The organism is Chelatococcus sp. KU-N122, assembly GCF_055391085.1.
This window is the reverse complement of record NZ_AP043981.1, coordinates 18751-37543: the sequence shown is the minus strand read 5'-3', so window position 1 is coordinate 37543 and position 18793 is coordinate 18751. Positions and strand designations below refer to the sequence as shown.

Genomic DNA, 18793 nt, shown 5'->3' with positions numbered 1-18793 from the left:
GGCCGTGACAAGCGATGGCGGCCTGCAGCAAGGAAGGGGAGCTTGACGTCCGTAGACAAAGGCCGCGGCGGCATGGCCGATCGTGCGGCAGTTTAAAACCGCTCCAACAAACTGTCTGCTTTTTGACAGTCCTGGCCTATCCTCCCCTCTAAGCTCCGAAGCGGCCGGTCGGCTTGCGTCGGGCGATGCCGCAACACGGGGGCGGGGCGTGACCCATCAGGTCCGCCGCGACACCCCGGAGAGACCAACGATCTGGTGGGAGGATCGCATGCCTGATCTGCGCTCGCGCAAAGTGACGTTCGGACGCAACCTGACCATCACCCGCTCCCTGTGGCGGGCGACCGGCATGAAGACCGGCGATTTCGGCAAGCCGATCATCGCCATCGCCAATTCGTTCACGCAGTTCGTGCCCGGCCACGTGCACCTGAAGGACCTGGGCCAGCTCGTCGCGCGCGAGATCGAGGCGGCCGGCGGCGTCGCCAAGGAGTTCAATACCATCGCCGTCGACGACGGCATCGCCATGGGCCACGACGGCATGCTGTACTCGCTGCCGTCGCGTGATCTCATCGCCGACAGCGTCGAGTACATGGTCAATGCCCACTGCGCCGACGCGCTGGTGTGCATCTCCAATTGCGACAAGATCACCCCCGGCATGCTGCTGGCGGCGATGCGCCTCAACATCCCGACCATCTTCGTGTCCGGCGGCCCGATGGAGGCCGGGCGCATGACCTGGGAGGGCGAGGAGATGCGCTTCTCCGGTGTCGAGGCCTTCGTCATCCAGCATGATCCGAGCGCCTCCGACGAGAAGGTGGCTGCGATCGAGGAGCATTCCTGCCCCACCTGCGGCTCCTGCGCCGGCATGTTCACCGCCAACTCCATGAACTGCCTCACCGAGGCGCTGGGGCTGTCGCTCCCCGGCAACGGCTCGGTGCTGGCCACCCATGCCGACCGCAAGGAGCTGTTCCTCCAGGCGGCGCGGCAGATCGTCGAGCTGTGCCGGCGCTACTACCAGGAGGACGACGCGAGCGTGCTGCCGCGCTCGATCGCCACGTTCAATGCCTTCGAGAACGCCATGCGGCTCGACGTGGCCATGGGCGGCTCCACCAACACGGTGCTGCACCTGCTGGCGGCGGCGCACGAGGCCAAGGTCGACTTCACCATGGGCGACATCGACCGTATCTCGCGCATCACCCCGCATCTGTGCAAGGTGTCGCCCTCCAGCCCCAATTACTTCATGGAGGACGTGCACCGGGCCGGCGGCGTCTTTGCCCTGCTCGGCGAGCTCGACCGCGCCGGCCTGGTGCATCGTGAGGTTCACACCGTCCACACGCCGACCATTGGCGAAGCCATCGACACCTACGACATCCGCCGCACCGACGATCCGGAGATCAAGCGGCTCTACTCGGCGGCACCGGGCGGGGTGATCACCATCGAGGCCTTCTCGCAGGCACGCCGCTACCCGAGCCTCGACCTCGACCGCGCCGGCGGCTGCATCCGCGACATGGCCCATGCCTACTCCACCGACGGGGGCTTGAGCGTGCTCTACGGCAACCTCGCCGTCGACGGCTGCATCCTGAAGACCGCCGGCGTCGATCCGAGCATGCTGAAGTTCACCGGCCGCGCCATGGTGTTCGACAGCGAGAACGAGGCGGCGTCCGCCATCGCCTCCCGCGTCGTCACCCCCGGCACCGTGGTCGTCGTGCGCTACGAAGGGCCAAGGGGCGGCCCCGGCATGCAGGAGATGCTGAAGCTCACGTCCATGCTGAAGTCGTTCAAGCTCGACAAATCCTGCGCGCTGATGACCGACGGCCGCTTCTCCGGGGCGACGTCCGGCCTCTCGATCGGCCACGTCTCGCCGGAGGCGGCGGGCGGAGGCGCCATCGGGCTGGTGGAGGACGGCGACGAGATCGAGTTCGACGTGCCCGCCCGTTCGGTCCACCTCAAGCTGGCCGGAGACGAGCTGGCCGACCGGCGTCGGCGCATGGAGGCGCGGGGTGCCGCGGCCTGGACGCCCAAGCCGCGCGAACGGGCGGTCTCGACGGCGCTGCGGGTCTATGCCGCCTTCGTCACCTCGGCCGCCAAGGGCGCCGTCCGCGACCTCGGCCAGGTCGCGCCCGCCGACCCGGGGCTGGCCGGCCGGCTGCTGCAGGCCGAGCCGCGGACGACGGCGCCCCAGCCGGGCGAGTGACGGCGCTCCAGGCGTCCTCAGCCGTCATGGCCGGGCTTGACCCGGCCATCCATCCGCCGGGGAGCGCGACATATAGCCAGCCCTGCCGGGCTGAGGTCGATGCGACGATGGATGGCCGGGTCAAGCCCGGCCATGACGCCGGACGTGCATCGCGAGACTTTCGACATTCTGCGAAGCGAGACGCCGATGAACGCGATCCCCAAGACCTTCAACGCCGACTTCTCGCTTCAGGACCGCTACACCCTGGAGAGCGGGGCGATCTACTTGAACGGCATCCAGGCGCTGGTGCGCATCCTGCTCGACCAGCGGCGGGCGGACATGCGTGGCGGCCTGAACACCGGCGGCTTCGTCTGCGGCTATCCAGGCTCGCCGGTCGGCGGCGTCGACGATGAGATGGAGAAGAACGCGGCCATCCTCGGCGAGCACCACGTGGTGCACCGGCGCGGCCTCAACGAGGAGCTGGCGGCGACGGCGATCTACGGCACCCAGGCCCTGCACGGGGTGCCCAAGGCCCGCTACGACGGCGTCTACGGGATGTGGTTCGGCAAGGCGCCCGGCGTCGATCGCTCCATCGACGCCTTCCGCCACGCCAACTTCCGCGGCGTCGGCCGGAACGGCGGCGTGCTCGCCGTCGCCGGCGACGATCCGCACGCCCGCTCGACCATCTTCCCGTCCGATTCCAACGGCGTCTTCGCCAGCCTCTACATGCCGACGCTCTGCCCCGGCAACGTCCAGGATGTCGTCGACTTCGGCCTGCACGGCTACGCGCTGTCGCGCGCCGCGGGCCTGTGGGTCGGCTTCAAGCTGGTCACCGACGTGGCCGACAGCGCCGGCACGGCGCTGGTCGACCCGGCGCGCATCGCGCCCGTCATCCCCGAGGTTCTCTATGACGGCCAGCCGCTGGTGCCGCGGCTCAGGGTCAACGAGGCCGGCGGCGCGCTGATCGAGGCGGAGCGGCGCATCGTCTACGGCCAGCACGAGATCGCCCGCCAGTACGCGCGGCTGAACGGCCTCAACCGCATCACCTTCGAGCCCAAGCGGCCGCGCATCGGCCTCATCACCGTGGGCAAGACCTACTACGACCTGCGCCAGGCCCTGCGCGACCTCGGCCTCGACGACGCCATGCTCGAGGCGGCCGGCGTGCGCATCCTCAAGATGGGCATGATCTATCCGATCGAGCCGCAGATCATCCGGGAGTTCGCGAGAGGCCTGGAGGAGATCGTCGTCATCGAGGACAAGCGGCCGACGCTGGAGACGGCGGTCAAGGACCTGCTCTACGACGGCCCCGAGCGGCCGCGTGTCGTCGGGCGGGCGGACGAGACCGGCGCGCCGCTGCTCACCGCCCACGGCGAGCTCTCCGCCGACCTGATCGCGCGCGCCCTGGCCAAGCGGCTGCGCCGCGTCGTGCCGTCGCCGGCCGGGATCGACGAGCGCATCGACCTGCTCGACCGCAACCGTAACGCCGTGAGCTCGCCGGCCGCGGCGCGCACGCCCTATTTCTGCTCCGGCTGCCCGCACAACCGCAGCCTGCGCGTGCCCGAGGGCTCGGTCGTCGGCGCCGGCATCGGCTGCCACATCATGACGTTATGGATGGGCCCGGTGTTCGGCGACGTCGTCGGCTTCACCCAGATGGGCGGCGAGGGGGCCCAGTGGGTCGGCCTGGCGCCGTTCTCCGACACCGGCCACTTCTTCCAGAACCTCGGCGACGGCACCTTCGCGCACTCGGGCAGCCTGGCCGTGCGCTTCGCCGTCTCGGCCGGCATCAACGTCACCTACAAGCTGCTCTACAACTCCACCATCGCCATGACCGGCGGCCAGGACGTGCCCGGCGGCATGACCGTGCCGGACATGGTGCGCATGCTGACCGCCGAGGGCGTCAAGCGCGTCGTCATCACCACCGACGAGCCGGAGAAATACGGCGGCGTCGATGTCGCCGGCGCCAGCGTGCGCGATCGCGACGATCTGGTCGAGGCGGAGCGCGAGCTCGCCGCCACGCCGGGCGTCACCGTGCTGATCAACGACCAGCAGTGCGCCGCCGAGAAGCGGCGCAAGCGCAAGCGCGGCGCTCTCGCCTACAAGCGCCAGTCGGCGATGATCAACGAGCGGGTGTGCGAGGGCTGCGGCGATTGCGGCGCCAAGTCGAACTGCCTCAGCGTGCAGCCGGTGGCGACCGAGTTCGGCCGCAAGACGCAGATCCACCAATCCTCGTGCAACCAAGATTTCTCCTGCCTGCTCGGCGACTGCCCGTCGTTCATGACGGTGGAGACGACGGCCGGCAAGGCCGAGCCGCGCAAGATCGTGGCGGCGGCGTTCCCCGAGGATGTGGTGCTACCCGAGCCGCGGCCGCTGGTGCCGGCGGACGATTTCAGCGCCGGGCTGGTGGGCATTGGCGGCACCGGCGTGGTGACGGTGAACCAGATCCTGGGCACGGCCGCCAACATCGCCGGCCTGCATGCCCAGACCTACGACCACACCGGCTCCAGCCAGAAGGCGGGGCCGGTGATCTCCCACCTCAAGGTGAGCCGCGGCCCGGTCGACGGCGCCCCCACCGTGTCGAGCGGCAGCGCCGACCTCTATTTAGTGTTCGATCCGCTCGGCGCCGTGAACCCCAACAACATTGCCATGGCCGCGCCGCACCGCACGGTGGCGGTGGTGTCGACGACGCGGGTGCCCACCGGCGAGATGGTGTCGAACCCCAACAAGGCCTATCCGTCGCTGAGCCGGCTCACTGACCGCATCAACGCGGCCAGCCGGCCCGACCACAACATCTTCTTCGATGCGCAGGATCTGGCCGAGCGGCTGCTCGGCGACCATATGGCCTGCAACCTGCTGCTGGTCGGTGCGGCCTACCAGCAGGGCGCGCTGCCGATCCCGGCGGAGGCCATCGAGCAGGCGATCCGCCTCAATGCCACCGCTGTGCCCATGAACCTCGCCGCCTTCCGCTGGGGTCGGCTCAGCGTGGCCGATCCGGCCCGTGTGGCCGCCGCCGCGCGGCGCGAAGAGGCCCCGGCGGGCGCGGCGCCGACTGCCCCGGCGCCGGCCGTCGTCAGCCTCGCCGCAGCGCGCATCGTCGACGGCGTCGGCGCCGACGGCGAGCTGAAGCGGCTGCTGGGCGTGCGCGTGGCGGAGCTGATCGCCTTCCAGAGCGAGGCCTACGCCAAGGACTACGCCGGCGTGGTGCGCGCGGCGCTGGCCGTCGAGGTGCGGGCCGGCGGCGGGCGGCGGGGGCTGTCTGAGGCGGTGGCGCGCAACCTCTACAAGCTCATGGCCTACAAGGACGAGTACGAGGTGGCGCGGCTGATGCTGGCAGAGGAGGCTGAGGCGCGGCTGACGAATGCGTTCGGGCCCGAGGCGCGCGTCTCCTGGCACCTGCACCCCACCTTCCTGCGCGCCCTCGGCGTCAAGAAGAAGGTCAAGCTGGGCCCCTGGTTCAGGCCGGCCTTCCGCCTGCTCAGGGCGATGAAGCCGCTGCGCGGCACGCCGCTCGATCTCCTCGGCCGCACCCAGGTGCGCCGCGTGGAGCGGGCGCTCATCACCCACTACCGGGCGCTGCTCGCGGCGGCCTTCGCCAGGCTCGAGCCGGCCACTTACGACCTTGCCGCGGAACTCGCCGAGACGCCGGACCTGGTGCGCGGCTACGAGCACGTCAAGCTCGGCAACGTGGCTCGCTACAAGGCGGCCACCGAGCGGCTGGCCGGCGCGCTGGGTCTCGCGGTGCCGTTCGGCCCGGTACTTGACGCCATCCCGCACGAGCCGGCGGCGAAGCCGGAGATCGCCAAGGCGGCGTGAGGGATGGCCCGGTCGGCCGCGGCGAGGATGGTCGCGCTATGCGAAGACGTGCTTCCGGCGATCGTTCGCCAGAGCGCTGCCGCCCGCCAGCAGCGATGCGATCGCTTGCTCGTCGAGCCCCGCGGCGCGCAGCACCTCGACGGTATCCTCGCCGAGAAACGGGCTCCGGCGCACCACGCCGCCCGGCGTCGCCGTCATTTTCAGCGGCACCCCCGCCACCTGCACGGCGGGGCCGTGCGGTTGCTCCAGCGTGACGATCATCTCGCGGGCCGCGAAATGAGGGTCGTTCGCGCTGTCGGCGATGTTCATCACCGGCCCGTAGGGGATTTGGCCGCCGAGCCTGGCGGTCAGCTCCGCCTTGGAATGGCGCACGGTGTGGCGGCCGATCGCGACGATGAGCTCGCGCCTGTTGCGGGTGCGCCGGTCCTTGTCCGCGAAGCGCGCGTCGCCGGCCACGTCGGCCATGGCGAGCTCGGCGCACAGCACGGCGAAGAACTCGTCGGTGTGGGCGGCAATGGTGACGTGGCCGTCGGCGGCGGGAAACATGCCGAACGGGCACAGGAACGGATGGTGGTTGCCTTCGGGGCCGGGCACGATGCCTTCGGCGGAGTGCTGCCAGATCATGCGCTCGCAGACCGCGAAGATGGAATCGACCATGGAGATGTCGACGAACTGGCCAACGCCGGTGCGCCGGGCGTGGTGGATCGCCGCGACGACGCCGAAGGCGAGCATGATGCCGGGGATGATGTCGCCGATGCCCGGGCCGACCTTAGTCGGCGTCGCCGGGTCCGGGCCGGTGATCGCCATCACGCCGCCCATGGCCTGGGCCACGACGTCGAAGGCCGGCCACTTCGCATAGGGTGACGCGCCGGTGCGCGGGTCGCCGAAACCGCGCAGCGTGCCGTAGACGAGCCGCGGGTTGATCTCCCGCAACACCTCGTAGCCGAGGCCGAGCCTCTCCATCACGTCCGCCCGAAAATTCTCGACCACGGCGTCGGCGCCGGCCACGAGGCGCTTGAGCGCGTCGCGGCCCTCCGGCCGCTTCAGATCCAGGCAGACGCTGCGCTTGTTGCGGTTGACGCTCTGGAAGTAGGCCCCGAGCGACGCCGCCCCGTCCGAGGGGGAGGCCGCCGCGCCACGGGTGACGTCGCCGGCAAAGGGCTCGATCTTGATGACGTCGGCGCCATGGTCCGCCAGCATCATGGTGCCGTAGGGGCCGGCCAGCATCTGCGTCAGGTCGAGGACGGTCACGTCACTGAGGGCGCCGAAGCGCTGCGATGGGTCGGTGCTCACGTGGCGCTCCTGGCTGCTGCATGTGGGGAGGGGGCGCCCGATCAGCCGCGCCCGGACTCGAGAGCTTTGAATGATATGGATGAAGTAAAATCAAATGTAAAAACTGCGATAGGCACCGGATAACTGCCGGATAGATGCTAATTTAGATATTATTACATATATAAACTGCGAATCGGTCGCGCCGAGTGCGGCAGGCGGGGTGCTGCGACGGCGCTTGAGTCGATCGGATGGTCACATCCGTTCGGCGAACCTGCCGGGCTGTGGGCCATGACGGACGCTCCGACCCGCGCAGCGTGCGGCGGGCGTGCGGTGATCGGCGCTGGCCTCCGGCGGAGGCGTCTGCTCGGCCGCGAAGTTCGCCTCGAAGGCGCGCAGCGCCCGCACGATCGCCGGCCGGTCCCTGGCCAGCCGCTCGATCGTGCCGCCGACGCCGACGGCGAGCGGCGTGCCGTTCAGCGGGCAGGCGATGCTGATGGCGATGGCCCCGACGCCGGGCGTGATCTCGCCGGCCGTCTCGGCGTAGCCGTTGGTTCTGACCGCGGCGATCCGGTCCAGGTATTCGGACGCCGAAACCCTCAGGCCCGGGTCGTCGGTCTCCGCATTGCAGCGCGCGATCCAGCGGCGGATCTCGTCGTCGGGCTTCAGGCTGAGCAGCCTGGCTCCCATCGCCGAGATCGTGAGGGAGCGATGCATGCCCGAGGTGATCAGCATCGCCGGCTGGTCGGGTTTCATCACCAGGATGTACTGGGCCGACGCGCGATTCTGCATGCCGACGAAGACGGTGTCGCCCACCTGGCGGAACAGCCGCTCCAGCATCGGCATCATCAGGTCGGTCCGGTCGAAGCGGCGGCTGATCCAGCTGCCCAGAAACGGCAGGCGCAGCGTCGGACAGTAGCGCCTCTCGTTCTCGTCGTAGTGGAGATAGCCGAGGCTGCGCAAGTTGCGCAGCAGCATGCTGACGCTCGGCTGCGGTATGGACAGGTGTTTGCTGATCTCGCCGACGGAGAGCGGCTTCTGCTGCTCCGAGAACAGCTCGAACACGCTGAGTGTCCGCTCGGCAGATTTGACGGTTCGCTCTTGCATGGCGCGCACGATCCCGATGGCGTGGATTGGGACGGCGAAGGCGATCAGGTTGCCGCTCGCGGGGCGCACTGCGCCGGCGTGCCGAGCTGCCCCGTGCCCCAGCCGCAAGCATCCGGACATGCGCTCTCATGCGCCGTCACCGGGCCGGCACTGGTGGAGAAGGTTCGTGTCGCAGCGTTCATGCCTACCTCCCACGCGTCCGTCTTGCGGTCGGCCGTTCCGGCCCCTTGCGGACGTTTCTGCTCAGGTGCCGGAGTATATGGCTCTGCCCGCCGTTTGCAACAAGCGTGCGATCATAACCGTGATATGTGATGATTTTCGCAATTCGATTGCGGAAAATGTTGACGACTCCGTACGCGCGCCGTCCCCGGGCCTGCGGGCTGCGACGCCACATCCTCGTGGCGCGCAGCCCCCGCCGGCCGGGCGCCGACAGCCGCAGTCGCAATCGCTCAAATGGTCGGAGCACCACCGTGCCGCGCGAGAACGCCTCCCGCTCGGGCGGCGAGGGGGCCCCGGCTCAAAGGCTTCGAGCACGTCTATCCGATCGGCCGATTCCATCTGACGGATCGGAAACGCGCCGAGGCGCTTTGCGATTGGGTGGAGCTACCCAAAGCGCCAGGTTCAAGAAAAGTGATGAGCATGTCTCGGCCATTGGATGATCTCATCCAATGGCGAAATGGCTTTAGAACGGCCTGGTCCGGTAGCCGAGCTGGCGGGAGATTTCCGAGGCGCAGCGCAGGATCGCCTGGGTGAGCTCCTCCAGTTCGTCGCCGTCGACGAAATTGATCGGGCCGCCGGCCGAGATCGTGGCGATCACCGTGCCTTCGTGGTCCCTCACCGGGGCCGCGACATGGCGTAGGCCCAGGAACAGCTCCTGCTCCTCCGACGAATGGCCTTGCTCGCGCACCCGGGCCAACTCGTCCATGAAGGCATCGATGGACGTGAAGGTGTGCGCGGTAAACGCGTGCATCCCCTCGGATCGCAGCATCTCGCGCACGTAGTTCGGGTCCTGCCAGGCCGCCAGCAGCTTGCCGGGGGCAGTGGCGTGGACGGGAAGCGTGCTCATCAGGCTGACGTCGAGCGCGTGCTGCGGGCTCTGCTGGCGCATGATGATGACCTTCCAGCGGTAGAGCCTGCCGAGGCTCACATACTCCTTGATGAACCGCGACGAGACTTCGCCGATGTAGGGCAGGGCGATGCGGTCGAGCTCGCGGCGGCCGAGCGTCGCGTGCCCCATCAGCGCCAGGCCGAAGCCCAGATGGCAGCGGCTGTCCTCGTCCTGGTCGACGAAGCCGCTGGCGGCGAGCGTGCTGACGAGGCGCGACACGGCGCTCGCCGAGATATTCAGGGCCTTGGCAAGCTCGATGACGCGCATCGGCCGCCCCGCCTCGTAGAGCGTTTCGAGCAGCGCCATGGCCTTGCCGACCGATTTGACCAGTCCGGGGTCGGCGCCGCCTGCCCCGTCGCCATTGGCTGCCTCCGCCAGGTCGGGGCCGCGGCTCTTGCGGGATATCGTCGCTCTCATGCCGGGCCTCCTCCGTGCTTCCCCCTGCACGCTCGCCGGGATTTCGCCGATATTCATGCGCTATTCGCAATGCGATTGCAAAAATATGGACTTCGACGGGGCGAGACCGGCACACGCCCCTATCGCTTTAATGCCCGGACAGGGGAGCGTGTGGCAAGCCGTCATCGGCGCGGAGGAGAGCGGCACAGGCCGTGGAGCTCGCGCCACGGCCGGGTCTGCGCCGGCTGCACCGCGCGCCGGCGGCCCGGCGCTCGTAGAGAGGGTGAGCCTGGCGGGCTCCTACGCCGGCCAGTCCGGAGGTCGCACGACCAACGGGGCCGGAAGCCCGGCCACCGCGTCGGGCTGGCAACGGGAGGGCCCTGCCCGACGGGCGGCGATTTCACGCCCGGCGGCGGTCCCTGCGCGGCTGGGGAAGGGCGCGTGCGTGCGGCGCTCGATCAATTGCCGCCACGGACGCTCCCTCATCTCGCGAAGCGCTCCAGACTCAAAAAGTTATGAGCATTTCGCCATTGGATGGCCCCATCCAATGGCGAAATGCTCTAGCGTGGCGAATCCGAAATTCGCACCACCTCGGGGCAGCGCTGGGAGCGAATTTCGGCTTCCTAAGCCACACTAGCAACTCTATGATTCGAGTGTGGTTTAATGGATCTGAAGGTCCTGAACGTGGATGCCATGTGGGGCGGCAGGAACTTCAGATCCACCACACTAGGGCGGATCGCTCAGGAGATGATGCTGGCGATGAAGCCGATCCGACCGGCGCCGACGGCTTCACCGTTCGGGCCGACGAGGCCCTCCATCAGCCCCGTTTGCCGCCAGGACTGCAGCATGCGGAAGAAGGGAATTGGCCCGTCGCCGTAGCGGCCGCCGAAGAAGATGTCCTCGCCCTTCTTCGCCTTCCCTTCGGCGTTGTAGTATCCGGGTGTGCAGTCCTGGTAGAAATCGACGAGCTGAGCATTGGTCCGCGAGCTTCGGATCACGTCGACATAGGCATCCACCGCCTCGGGCGAAGCCTCGACCTGAGCGATGCCACGGCGGCCCATCTCCTTGACCACGTAGGCGACATGCTCGGCCTGCTCGTCGAGCAGGTGGACGGCGTTCACCGCGGCGGCGGATTGCTGGTTGCCTCCCAAGAAGAAGCAATTGGGAAAGCCGTCCGTGGTGAGGCCGTGCAGCGTGCGCACGCCCGGTCGCCAGTGCTCGCTCAAGGCAAGCCCGTCTCGCCCGTAGATCTCGAATCCCGTCAGCCGCGTATAGCTGATGCCCGCCTCGAAGCCCGTCGCGAAGATGAGGCAGTCGGCTCCGTATTCCTGCCCGTTGGCGACGAGGCCCGTCTCGGTGATGCGTTCGACGCCGCCGCCGCCGGTGTCGACCAGGCGGACGTTGGGCAGGTTGAAGGTCTGGAGATAGTCGTCGTGGAAGCAGGGCCGCTTGCAGAACCAGCGGTACCAGGGCTTGAGCACCTCCGCGGTCGCGGCGTCCGCCACCACCTCGTCCACCCGCCCCCGCAGCCGGTTCATGACGTCGTAGTCGTAGATCTCGGCGAGATACTTCAGCTCCTCCGTGGTCGGCTCGCGGCCGAGCCGCTTGGCCACCTCGGCAGCCTTCGGCGGCGTGATGGCGGCCGTCAGCTCGGTCCAGCCGTCGTCGACGTCGTCGCGCTCCTGATGGATGCCGGAAATGAGCGATTGGAAATTATAGCGCCGGGCGCGCTGCCAGCCCGGCACGGACATGTCGACATGGTCGGGCGGCGTCTCGCGGTTGGCGCGCACGCCCACCGACGAAGGCGTGCGCTGGAGGACGACCAGCTCCTTTGCGAATTTCGCCAGCTCGGGCACGAGCTGGATGGCCGACGCGCCGGTTCCGATCACGGCGACGCGCTTGTCGCGCAGGCCCGTGAGGTCCCCGTAAAAATCACCTCCGGTATAGGCATAGTCCCAGCGGCTGGAATGGAAGGTGTGGCCCTTGAAGGTGTCGATGCCGGGTATGCCGGGCAGCTTCGGCAGGCTCTGCCGGCCACAGGCCAGCACGAGGATATCGGCCGTCAGGCGATCGCCGCGATTGGTCTCGACCAGCCAGCGCGCCTCGGCATCGAGCCAGCGCGCCGCCGTGATCGTCGTTTGAAAGCATGCCTTGTCGTAGAGGCCGTAGTGCCGACCGATGCGCTGGCTGACATCCAGCATCTCCGGGGCATAGGAGTAGCGGTGCTTGGGAGCATAGTTGAGCTCCTCGATCAGCGGCAGATAGATGTGCGCCTCGATATCGCACATGGCGCCGGGATAGCGGTTCCAATACCAGGTGCCGCCGAAGTCGCCGCCGTCCTCGATGATGCGGATGTCGGTGCAGCCGGCTTCACGCAGGCGCGCGCCCGCCAGAAGGCCGCCGAAGCCGCCGCCGGCGATGACGACCTGGCTGTGCTCCGCGATCGGCGCCCGGGTGAAGTCGGGGTCGACCCACGGGTCCTTGTCGAAGGCGGCGAAGCGCCCCTCGACGGGCACGTATTGACTGTTGCCGCCGGGGACGATGCGCCTGTCGCGCTCGCTTTCATACTTGGCCTTCAAGGCATCCGGATCGAAGTCGCGATGGCCCGCGATCTCCAACAGCTCGAGTTTTGCTGAATTATCCATCGTCAACCACAGATCTGGTGTTTCCGGCGGGGCCGCGTGCGTCGCCGAACCGAAAGTCGGCGAGCACCGTAGGCCAGTAATCGAGCTATCAGATAGTCTATATGGAAATCAACGGACGCGCTGAGCGCTGGAGATACATATTGCAGGTGAAATATTCGTAGATCGATATGCCGGTCACCGGTTGCAAATTCTGGCCGCGGTGCGCGCCGCAACTTAGGCGGCGGTCAGCACGCTGCCGCCGCAGACCGAGATGCACTGGCCGGTCACGTACCGCGACAGGTCGGTGACGAGGAATTCGACCACCAGGGCGCAGTCCTCCGGGTTGCCGTAGCGGCCCAGGGGGATGCCGCCGCTCTCGCTCTCGCGACCGATGCCGCGCGCCTCCGATTGCGCCTTGACGCGCGAGGACCAGATCACGCCCGGCGCGATGCAGTTGGCCCGGATGCCGTGCGGGCCGAGCTCGGCCGCCAGGCTCCGGGTGAAATGGGTGACGGCCGCCTTGGCCGCTCCATAGCCGGCCATGGCGCCGCCCGCTGCGGTCGTCCGCGCGGCGGCCGAGGAGACGTTGACGATGCAGCCGCTCCTTTGCTCCGTCATCACCGGCGCGGCCGCGCGGCAGCAGTGCACCATGGTCAGGACGTTGGCGTCGAACAGCGTGCGCAGCTCCTCGTCGGACATCTGCGAGGGACGGCTGCGCTCGATCGGCGTGATCAGCCCGCCGGCATTGTTGACGAGGATGTCGAGGCGGCCGAGCTCGGCCACGCAGCGGGCGACCATGGCCTCCGCCGCGCCGGCGTCGGCCAGATCGGCTTCGACCTCGACGCTTCTGCGGCCGATCTGGATGATCTCGCGGCCGACCGACTCGGCATCGAGCACCTCGCCGAACCGCGTGGCGGCGGAGAAATCGGCGTCGGCGACGAGCACGTCGGCGCCGAGCCGGGCCAGATGAAGCGAGATCGCCCGCCCGATGCCGCGCGCGGCACCGGTCACGAGCGCGACTTTTCCGCTGAGTTCCATGGCGTTTCCATCCCTGGCCGAAACCGGGTGCGGCCGGTTCCATATGATCTTCACAAGCGCCGAGACAAGCTATATTCGTTGGAAATACGCTTCAAGCCGTCTCAGAAGTCGCGGTCGGGCGAGATAAGACAATACAGATGTGGTGTTTGGCTCGCGAAAGCTAATTATTACAATTGTAATAACAGCAGTTTCGGTCCGCGGCCTCGTTGTAGGTGCGGCCAAAGTGGGAATGATGACGGCTGCAACAGATGGCCGTGTCGCGAGCATCAGAGCATCAGCTGCCGATCGAAGCCGGCCATGTTCAAATTGAGGGAGGATATTTTGCGCGTTCGCTTGGGATTGGTCGCCGCCGCCTGCCTGCTGGCCGCATCCTCGTCGGGCTTCGCCCAGTCCGGAGCCAAGCGCTATGGACCCGGCGTCTCCGACACCGAGATCAAGCTGGGGCAGACGGTGCCCTACAGCGGCCCGGTGTCCTCCAGCGGCGCTCTCGGGCGGGCGCAGGTGGCCTATTTCGCCATGCTCAACGCCAAGGGCGGGATCAACGGCCGCAAGATCACGCTGATGTCGCTCGACGACGGCTACAGTCCGCCGAAGACGGTGGAGCAGACGCGCAAGCTGGTCGAGCAGGAGGAGGTCCTGGCGATCGTGGGCTCCAATGGGTCGCCGACCGGCCTCGCCGTGCAGGCCTACCTGAACAAGAAGGGCATCCCCCAGTTGTTCCAGGCGTCCGGGATCAGGCGGTTCAACGATCCCAAGCAGTATCCCTGGTCGACCGCATTCTATTTCCCGTTCACGGTCGAGGGCGCGGCCTTCGGCCGCTTCGTCCTGCGGACGAGGCCCGACGCGAAGATCGCCATCCTGTCGCCCAACGACGAGCTCGGCCGCGAGTACGTGGCCGGCTTCCGCGCGGCGCTGGGTGACAAGGCTGACAAGATGATCGTCAAGTCCGTCACCTACGACTACGCCTCGCCGACCATCGACTCGGAGATGGCCCAACTCGCGGCCAGCGGCGCCGACGTGTTCTTCAACGTGTCGATGGCCAAATTCGCCTCGCAGTCGATCCGCAAGGCGAGGGAGCTGGCCTGGGGGGCGCAGATCATCTCGCCGTCCGTCGCGGCCTCGATCGGCGATGTCCTGAAGCCCGCCGGTCTCGACAACGCGAAGGGCCTCATCAGCGGCCGTTGGATGAAGGATCCGTCCGCGCCGGACCAGGCGGACGATCCGGGCGTGCGCGAGTACCTCGCGTTCATGAAGACGTGGCTGCCGGGCGTTGCCGCCGAGCAGGCGACCTTCTCCCTCGGCTACAATGTTGCCCAGCTCACCGAGATCGTCATCCGCAAGTGCGGCGACGACCTGACCCGCGAGAACTTCATCCGCCAGGCCACCAACCTGAAGGACATCGAGCTGCCGCTCGGCCTGCAGGGTGTCAAGCTCAGCAACTCGCCGGAAGACTACAACCTCCTCAGGGAGACGCGCTTCATCGTCTTCGATGGGGAGAAGTGGGTGACGCTGCCCGACGTGGCGAACTGAGACGGCGGCGTCCGATCAATCAGACGATGAGGAGGCCGGATTGGCCAGCGCGGAGTTCCAGAGCTTTCTGCAGGCATTGCGATCGCGGGATTTGACCGAACTGTTGCCGATCGAGGCGGTGCGCCAGCGCTTCGAAGCCCTGGCCGCCCAGTTCACCCCGGCCGCAGACCTCGCCTTCGAGGCCGTCGACGCGGGCGGTGTCCCGGCCGAGTGGACCGTGCCCGCCGACGTGGCGACGGACGGGGCGTTGTTGTACCTCCACGGCGGCGGCTATTGCATCGGCTCCATTCCCGCCTACCGCGAGTTCACCGGCCGGCTGGCGAAGGCCGGACGGTGCCGTGTGCTCTCGGTGGGGTATCGGCTGGCGCCGGAGCACCCGTTTCCGGCTGCGATCGAGGACGCCGTGGCGAGCTACCGGTGGCTGCGCCAGCGGCTCGGCCCGCACGGCCGGATCGTGCTCGGCGGCGATTCGGCCGGCGGCGGCCTGAGCCTGGCGCTGCTCGTCGCCCTCAGGGACGCCGGGGATCAGTTGCCGGACGGCGCATTCTGCATCTCGCCCTCCACGGACCTGGCCAAGGAGGGCGCTTCGATGGACACCCGGGCGGCGGTGGATCCGCTGATCACGCGCGAATCGACGACCCGCTTCGCGACGTTCTACCTGGGCGAGGACGGGGATCCGAAGCATCCCCTGGCGTCGCCGCTCTATGCCGATCACCGCGGCCTGCCGCCGCTGTTCATCCTGGTCGGCGATTGCGAGCGGCTGCTCGACGATTCGACGCGGCTCGCCGAGCGGGCGCGTCAGGCCGGCGTCGACGTGCACATCGAGGTCTGGGACGAGATGGTGCACATCTGGCCGTTCTTCGCCGCGATCATTCCCGAAGGTGTCGCCGCCATCGAGCGTCTCGCTCCCTTCATCCGCGCACGGCTGGTGGCCTGAGGCCACGCCGCATCACCGCGATCGCAGGAGCCAGCTGGGTGACGACCAAGGATTTCGATGGGCTGGCCGCCCTCGTGACCGGCGCCGGCGCCGGCCTGGGACGCCAGTACGCGCTCGACCTCGCTCGGCGGGGTGCCTGCGTCATGATCAACGACATCGCGGTGGCCGAGGACGGCACGCCGCTGGCGGGCCAGGTTGCCGAGGACTTCAGGCGCGAGGGCCTGGTGGCCGCGCACGATACCGGAAACGTCAGCGTCGAAGGCGACGCCGAGGCCATGGTGCGGCGCACGGTCGAAGCCTTCGGCCGCATCGATATTCTCGTCAACAACGCCGGCAACACCTGCGCGGCGCATAGCTACGACGTAACGACGAGCGATTTCGATGCGGTCCTGCGCGTGCACCTGCACGGCACGCTCTGGACCATGCGGACGGCGCTGCACCACATGCGGGCGCGGAACTACGGCCGCATCGTCAACACGGCCTCGTCGCTCGGCGCGTTCGGCGCGCCGAACGCGCTGCCCTACGTCGCGGCCAAGGCCGCCATCATCGGCCTGACCAAGGCCGCGGCGCTGGAGAACGCCGACCGCGACATCCGCGTCAACGCCATCTCGCCCACCGCCTACACCCAACTGGCGAAGGGCTATTTCGACACCCAGCCGCAGATCCCGCTCGACAAGCTGCACGTGGCCCGCGTGTCGCCGGCGGTGCTGCTCCTGGCCCATCGCGACTGCGCGTTGAACGGCGAAGTCATCAGTGCGGGAGCCGGCCGCGTCGCCCGCATCTTCACCGCGACCGTCCGCGGCTATTGCAGCGACGGCCTGACCTATGAGGAGGTCTCCGCCAATCTCGACACGATCCTCGATACGGACGAGTTCTTCGCGCTGAAGAGCTCGCTCGAGCAGTACAAGCTAATGCCGATCCAGATCGCGCCCTGAGCCGGTTGCCGGCCGGCGGCTTGGGCCGGGGCGCCGCAGCCGGCTGTCAGCCGACCGGGATCGGCTGCGCGATATCGGCGTATTCCACATCGCGCAGCGTGCCATCGCGCCACATGAACACCAGGAACGAGGCGTCGCCGCCGATGACGCATAACGGCGCATGCCACACGCCGGGGCGCAGGATGATGCCGACGTCGCCCGGCGCGGTGAAGGCGGCGAGCCGCTCGAGGTCCGGTCGGCCCGCGGCATCGTCCCAGGCGACGGCGACCAGCCAGCCGTCGCAGCGCAGCGGCATCAGCATCTGCACCGTGGCCGGGTGGCGCTCCAGCCGGTCGATGGCGAGCGGCCCCGGGCGCGCCGCGACGCCGACCCGGAACAGGGACGGCTGCGCCGCCGCGTCGTGCTCGGCCAGGTCGAAGCCGTGCGCGGCGGCATCCGGGCTCGCCTCGATCACCTGGCCGAACGGCGCGAAGGCGTCGGCGGTGAGGCGGCGCAGCGCAATCGGGCGCCCCGCCATCAGCTTGCCTCGCCCATATGGCCGGTGGCTCCGCCGGCCAGCAGGTGGCGGATGGAGACGAACAGCACCACCGCGGCCAGCAGCACGGCACCGCCGAGCACGATCAGGGCGCCGCTGAAGCTGCCGGTGCCGTCCTTGAACCAGCCCATCAGGGTCGGGCCGAAATAGCCGCCGAGATTGGACACCGAGTTGATGAAGGCGATACCGGCGGCCGCGACCGTGCCGCTCATGAACAGCGCCGGCAGCGACCAGAATACCGGCAGCACCGCGTAGATCCCGATCGCCGCGATCGTGAAGGCGACGATGGCGCCGAGCGGCCTGTCGAGGAAGATCCCGGCGAGGACGAGGCCGATGCCCGCGAGCACCGCCGGCAGCACCGTGTGCCACAGCCGCTCCGCCGCCGCGTCGGAGCGCCTCGCCCAGACGACCATGGCGATGGTGGCGAACAGGTAGGGCACTGCGGCCACATACCCGGTCTGCATGCCGGTGAAGCCCAGCCCGCGCACGATCTGCGGCAGCCAGAAGCCGAGGCCGTAAAGGCCGAGGATCAGGAACGTGTAGCTGATCGTCAGCGCCAGGATGCCCGGGTTGACGAAGATGTCGCGCAGCCGATGCTTGGCGCCGGCCTCGCGCGCGTTGGCCTCCGCTCCGATCCGCTGCGTCAGCCACGCGCGCTCGTCGGGCTCCAGCCAGGTCGCATCCGCCGGCCGCTCGGTCAGGTACCAGAGGCAGGCGATGCCGAGGACGACGGCCAGCAGGCCCTCGATGATGAACATCCACTGCCAGCCCGCGAGGCCCCCGATGCCGCCCATGGCCTCGATGATGAAGGTGGAGAGCGGCGCGCCGAGGAAGCTCGAGAGCGGAATGGCGATCAGGTAGAGGCCGATCAGCTTGGCCCGGTGCTGATCGGGGAACCACGACAGGGTGTAGAACAGGATGCCCGGCGCGAAGCCCGCCTCGGCGGCGCCGAGCAGGAAGCGCATGACATAGAAGCTGGTCTCGCCGGTCACGAAGGCCATGCCGGCCGCGACCAGTCCCCACGTCACCATGATGCGGGCGATCCAGCGCCGCGCCCCGACCCGCCCCTGGATCAGGGCGCTGGGGATCTCAAAGATGATGTAGCTGAGGAAGAAGATGCCGGCGCCGGTGCCGAACACGGTGGCGCTGAAGCCCAGATCCTTGTTCATGGTCAGGGCGGCGAAGCCGACGTTCACCCGGTCCAGGAAGGCGACGAAGTAGAGCAGCACCAGAAACGGGATCAGCCGGCGCGTCACCTTGGCCATGGTGCGAGCTTCGATCGGCTCGGCGAGGGGCAAGGAGGCGGCAGCTGCATCCTGCGACATGGTCATCTCCGT

The 18793-nt window shown here is 68.3% G+C and carries 12 protein-coding genes; 5 read left to right on the top strand and 7 right to left on the bottom strand.

Annotated elements, in window-relative coordinates; genetic code table 11:
* The first annotated feature begins 268 nt into the window (after positions 1-268).
* A complete protein-coding gene (gene ilvD, locus ACZ5PO_RS00125) occupies positions 269-2188 on the top strand; it encodes a dihydroxy-acid dehydratase (protein ID WP_464188997.1) in 1920 nt (639 codons plus the stop codon).
* Between the two features lie 186 nt (positions 2189-2374).
* Positions 2375-5977, top strand: coding sequence for an indolepyruvate ferredoxin oxidoreductase family protein (locus ACZ5PO_RS00120; protein ID WP_464188995.1), 3603 nt, complete (start codon positions 2375-2377; stop codon positions 5975-5977).
* Positions 5978-6013: 36 nt separating this feature from the next.
* Here the strand turns inward: ACZ5PO_RS00120 and ACZ5PO_RS00115 are convergent, their stop codons facing one another.
* The 5 genes from ACZ5PO_RS00115 to ACZ5PO_RS00095 form a co-directional block, all read right to left on the bottom strand.
* Positions 6014-7270 (bottom strand): CaiB/BaiF CoA transferase family protein, encoded by a 1257-nt coding sequence (locus tag ACZ5PO_RS00115; RefSeq protein WP_464188993.1) that lies wholly within the window; start codon positions 7268-7270, stop codon positions 6014-6016.
* 231 nt (positions 7271-7501) lie between these two features.
* A complete protein-coding gene (locus ACZ5PO_RS00110) occupies positions 7502-8353 on the bottom strand; it encodes an IclR family transcriptional regulator (protein ID WP_464188990.1) in 852 nt (283 codons plus the stop codon).
* Between the two features lie 682 nt (positions 8354-9035).
* A complete protein-coding gene (locus ACZ5PO_RS00105) occupies positions 9036-9878 on the bottom strand; it encodes an IclR family transcriptional regulator (protein WP_464188988.1) in 843 nt (280 codons plus the stop codon).
* Between the two features lie 719 nt (positions 9879-10597).
* A complete protein-coding gene (locus tag ACZ5PO_RS00100) occupies positions 10598-12502 on the bottom strand; it encodes a flavin-containing monooxygenase (RefSeq protein WP_464188986.1) in 1905 nt (634 codons plus the stop codon).
* 213 nt (positions 12503-12715) lie between these two features.
* A complete protein-coding gene (locus ACZ5PO_RS00095; protein ID WP_464188983.1) occupies positions 12716-13519 on the bottom strand; it encodes an SDR family NAD(P)-dependent oxidoreductase in 804 nt (267 codons plus the stop codon).
* 321 nt (positions 13520-13840) lie between these two features.
* On the opposite strand from ACZ5PO_RS00095, the gene ACZ5PO_RS00090 reads away from it, so the two are divergent.
* From ACZ5PO_RS00090 to ACZ5PO_RS00080, 3 genes are all read left to right on the top strand, one after another.
* The gene (locus tag ACZ5PO_RS00090) at positions 13841-15049 is read left to right on the top strand and encodes an ABC transporter substrate-binding protein (RefSeq protein WP_464188981.1); all 1209 of its coding nucleotides are present in this window, start codon (positions 13841-13843) and stop codon (positions 15047-15049) included.
* Between the two features lie 91 nt (positions 15050-15140).
* Complete coding sequence (locus ACZ5PO_RS00085) at positions 15141-15986, top strand: alpha/beta hydrolase (RefSeq protein WP_464188979.1); 846 nt, start codon at positions 15141-15143, stop codon at positions 15984-15986.
* Between the two features lie 38 nt (positions 15987-16024).
* Positions 16025-16921, top strand: coding sequence for an SDR family NAD(P)-dependent oxidoreductase (locus tag ACZ5PO_RS00080; protein WP_464188977.1), 897 nt, complete (start codon positions 16025-16027; stop codon positions 16919-16921).
* 46 nt (positions 16922-16967) lie between these two features.
* Here ACZ5PO_RS00080 and ACZ5PO_RS00075 read toward each other — a convergent pair whose 3' ends face one another.
* Together ACZ5PO_RS00075 and ACZ5PO_RS00070 are read right to left on the bottom strand one after the other, a co-directional pair.
* Positions 16968-17438 (bottom strand): ureidoglycolate lyase, encoded by a 471-nt coding sequence (locus ACZ5PO_RS00075; protein WP_464188975.1) that lies wholly within the window; start codon positions 17436-17438, stop codon positions 16968-16970.
* Positions 17438-18781 carry an MFS transporter gene (locus ACZ5PO_RS00070; protein ID WP_464188973.1) on the bottom strand — a complete coding sequence of 448 codons (1344 nt, stop codon included), beginning with the start codon at positions 18779-18781 and terminating at the stop codon, positions 17438-17440. Before ACZ5PO_RS00070 ends, ACZ5PO_RS00075 begins: the two co-directional genes overlap by 1 nt.
* Positions 18782-18793: the final 12 nt, after the last annotated feature.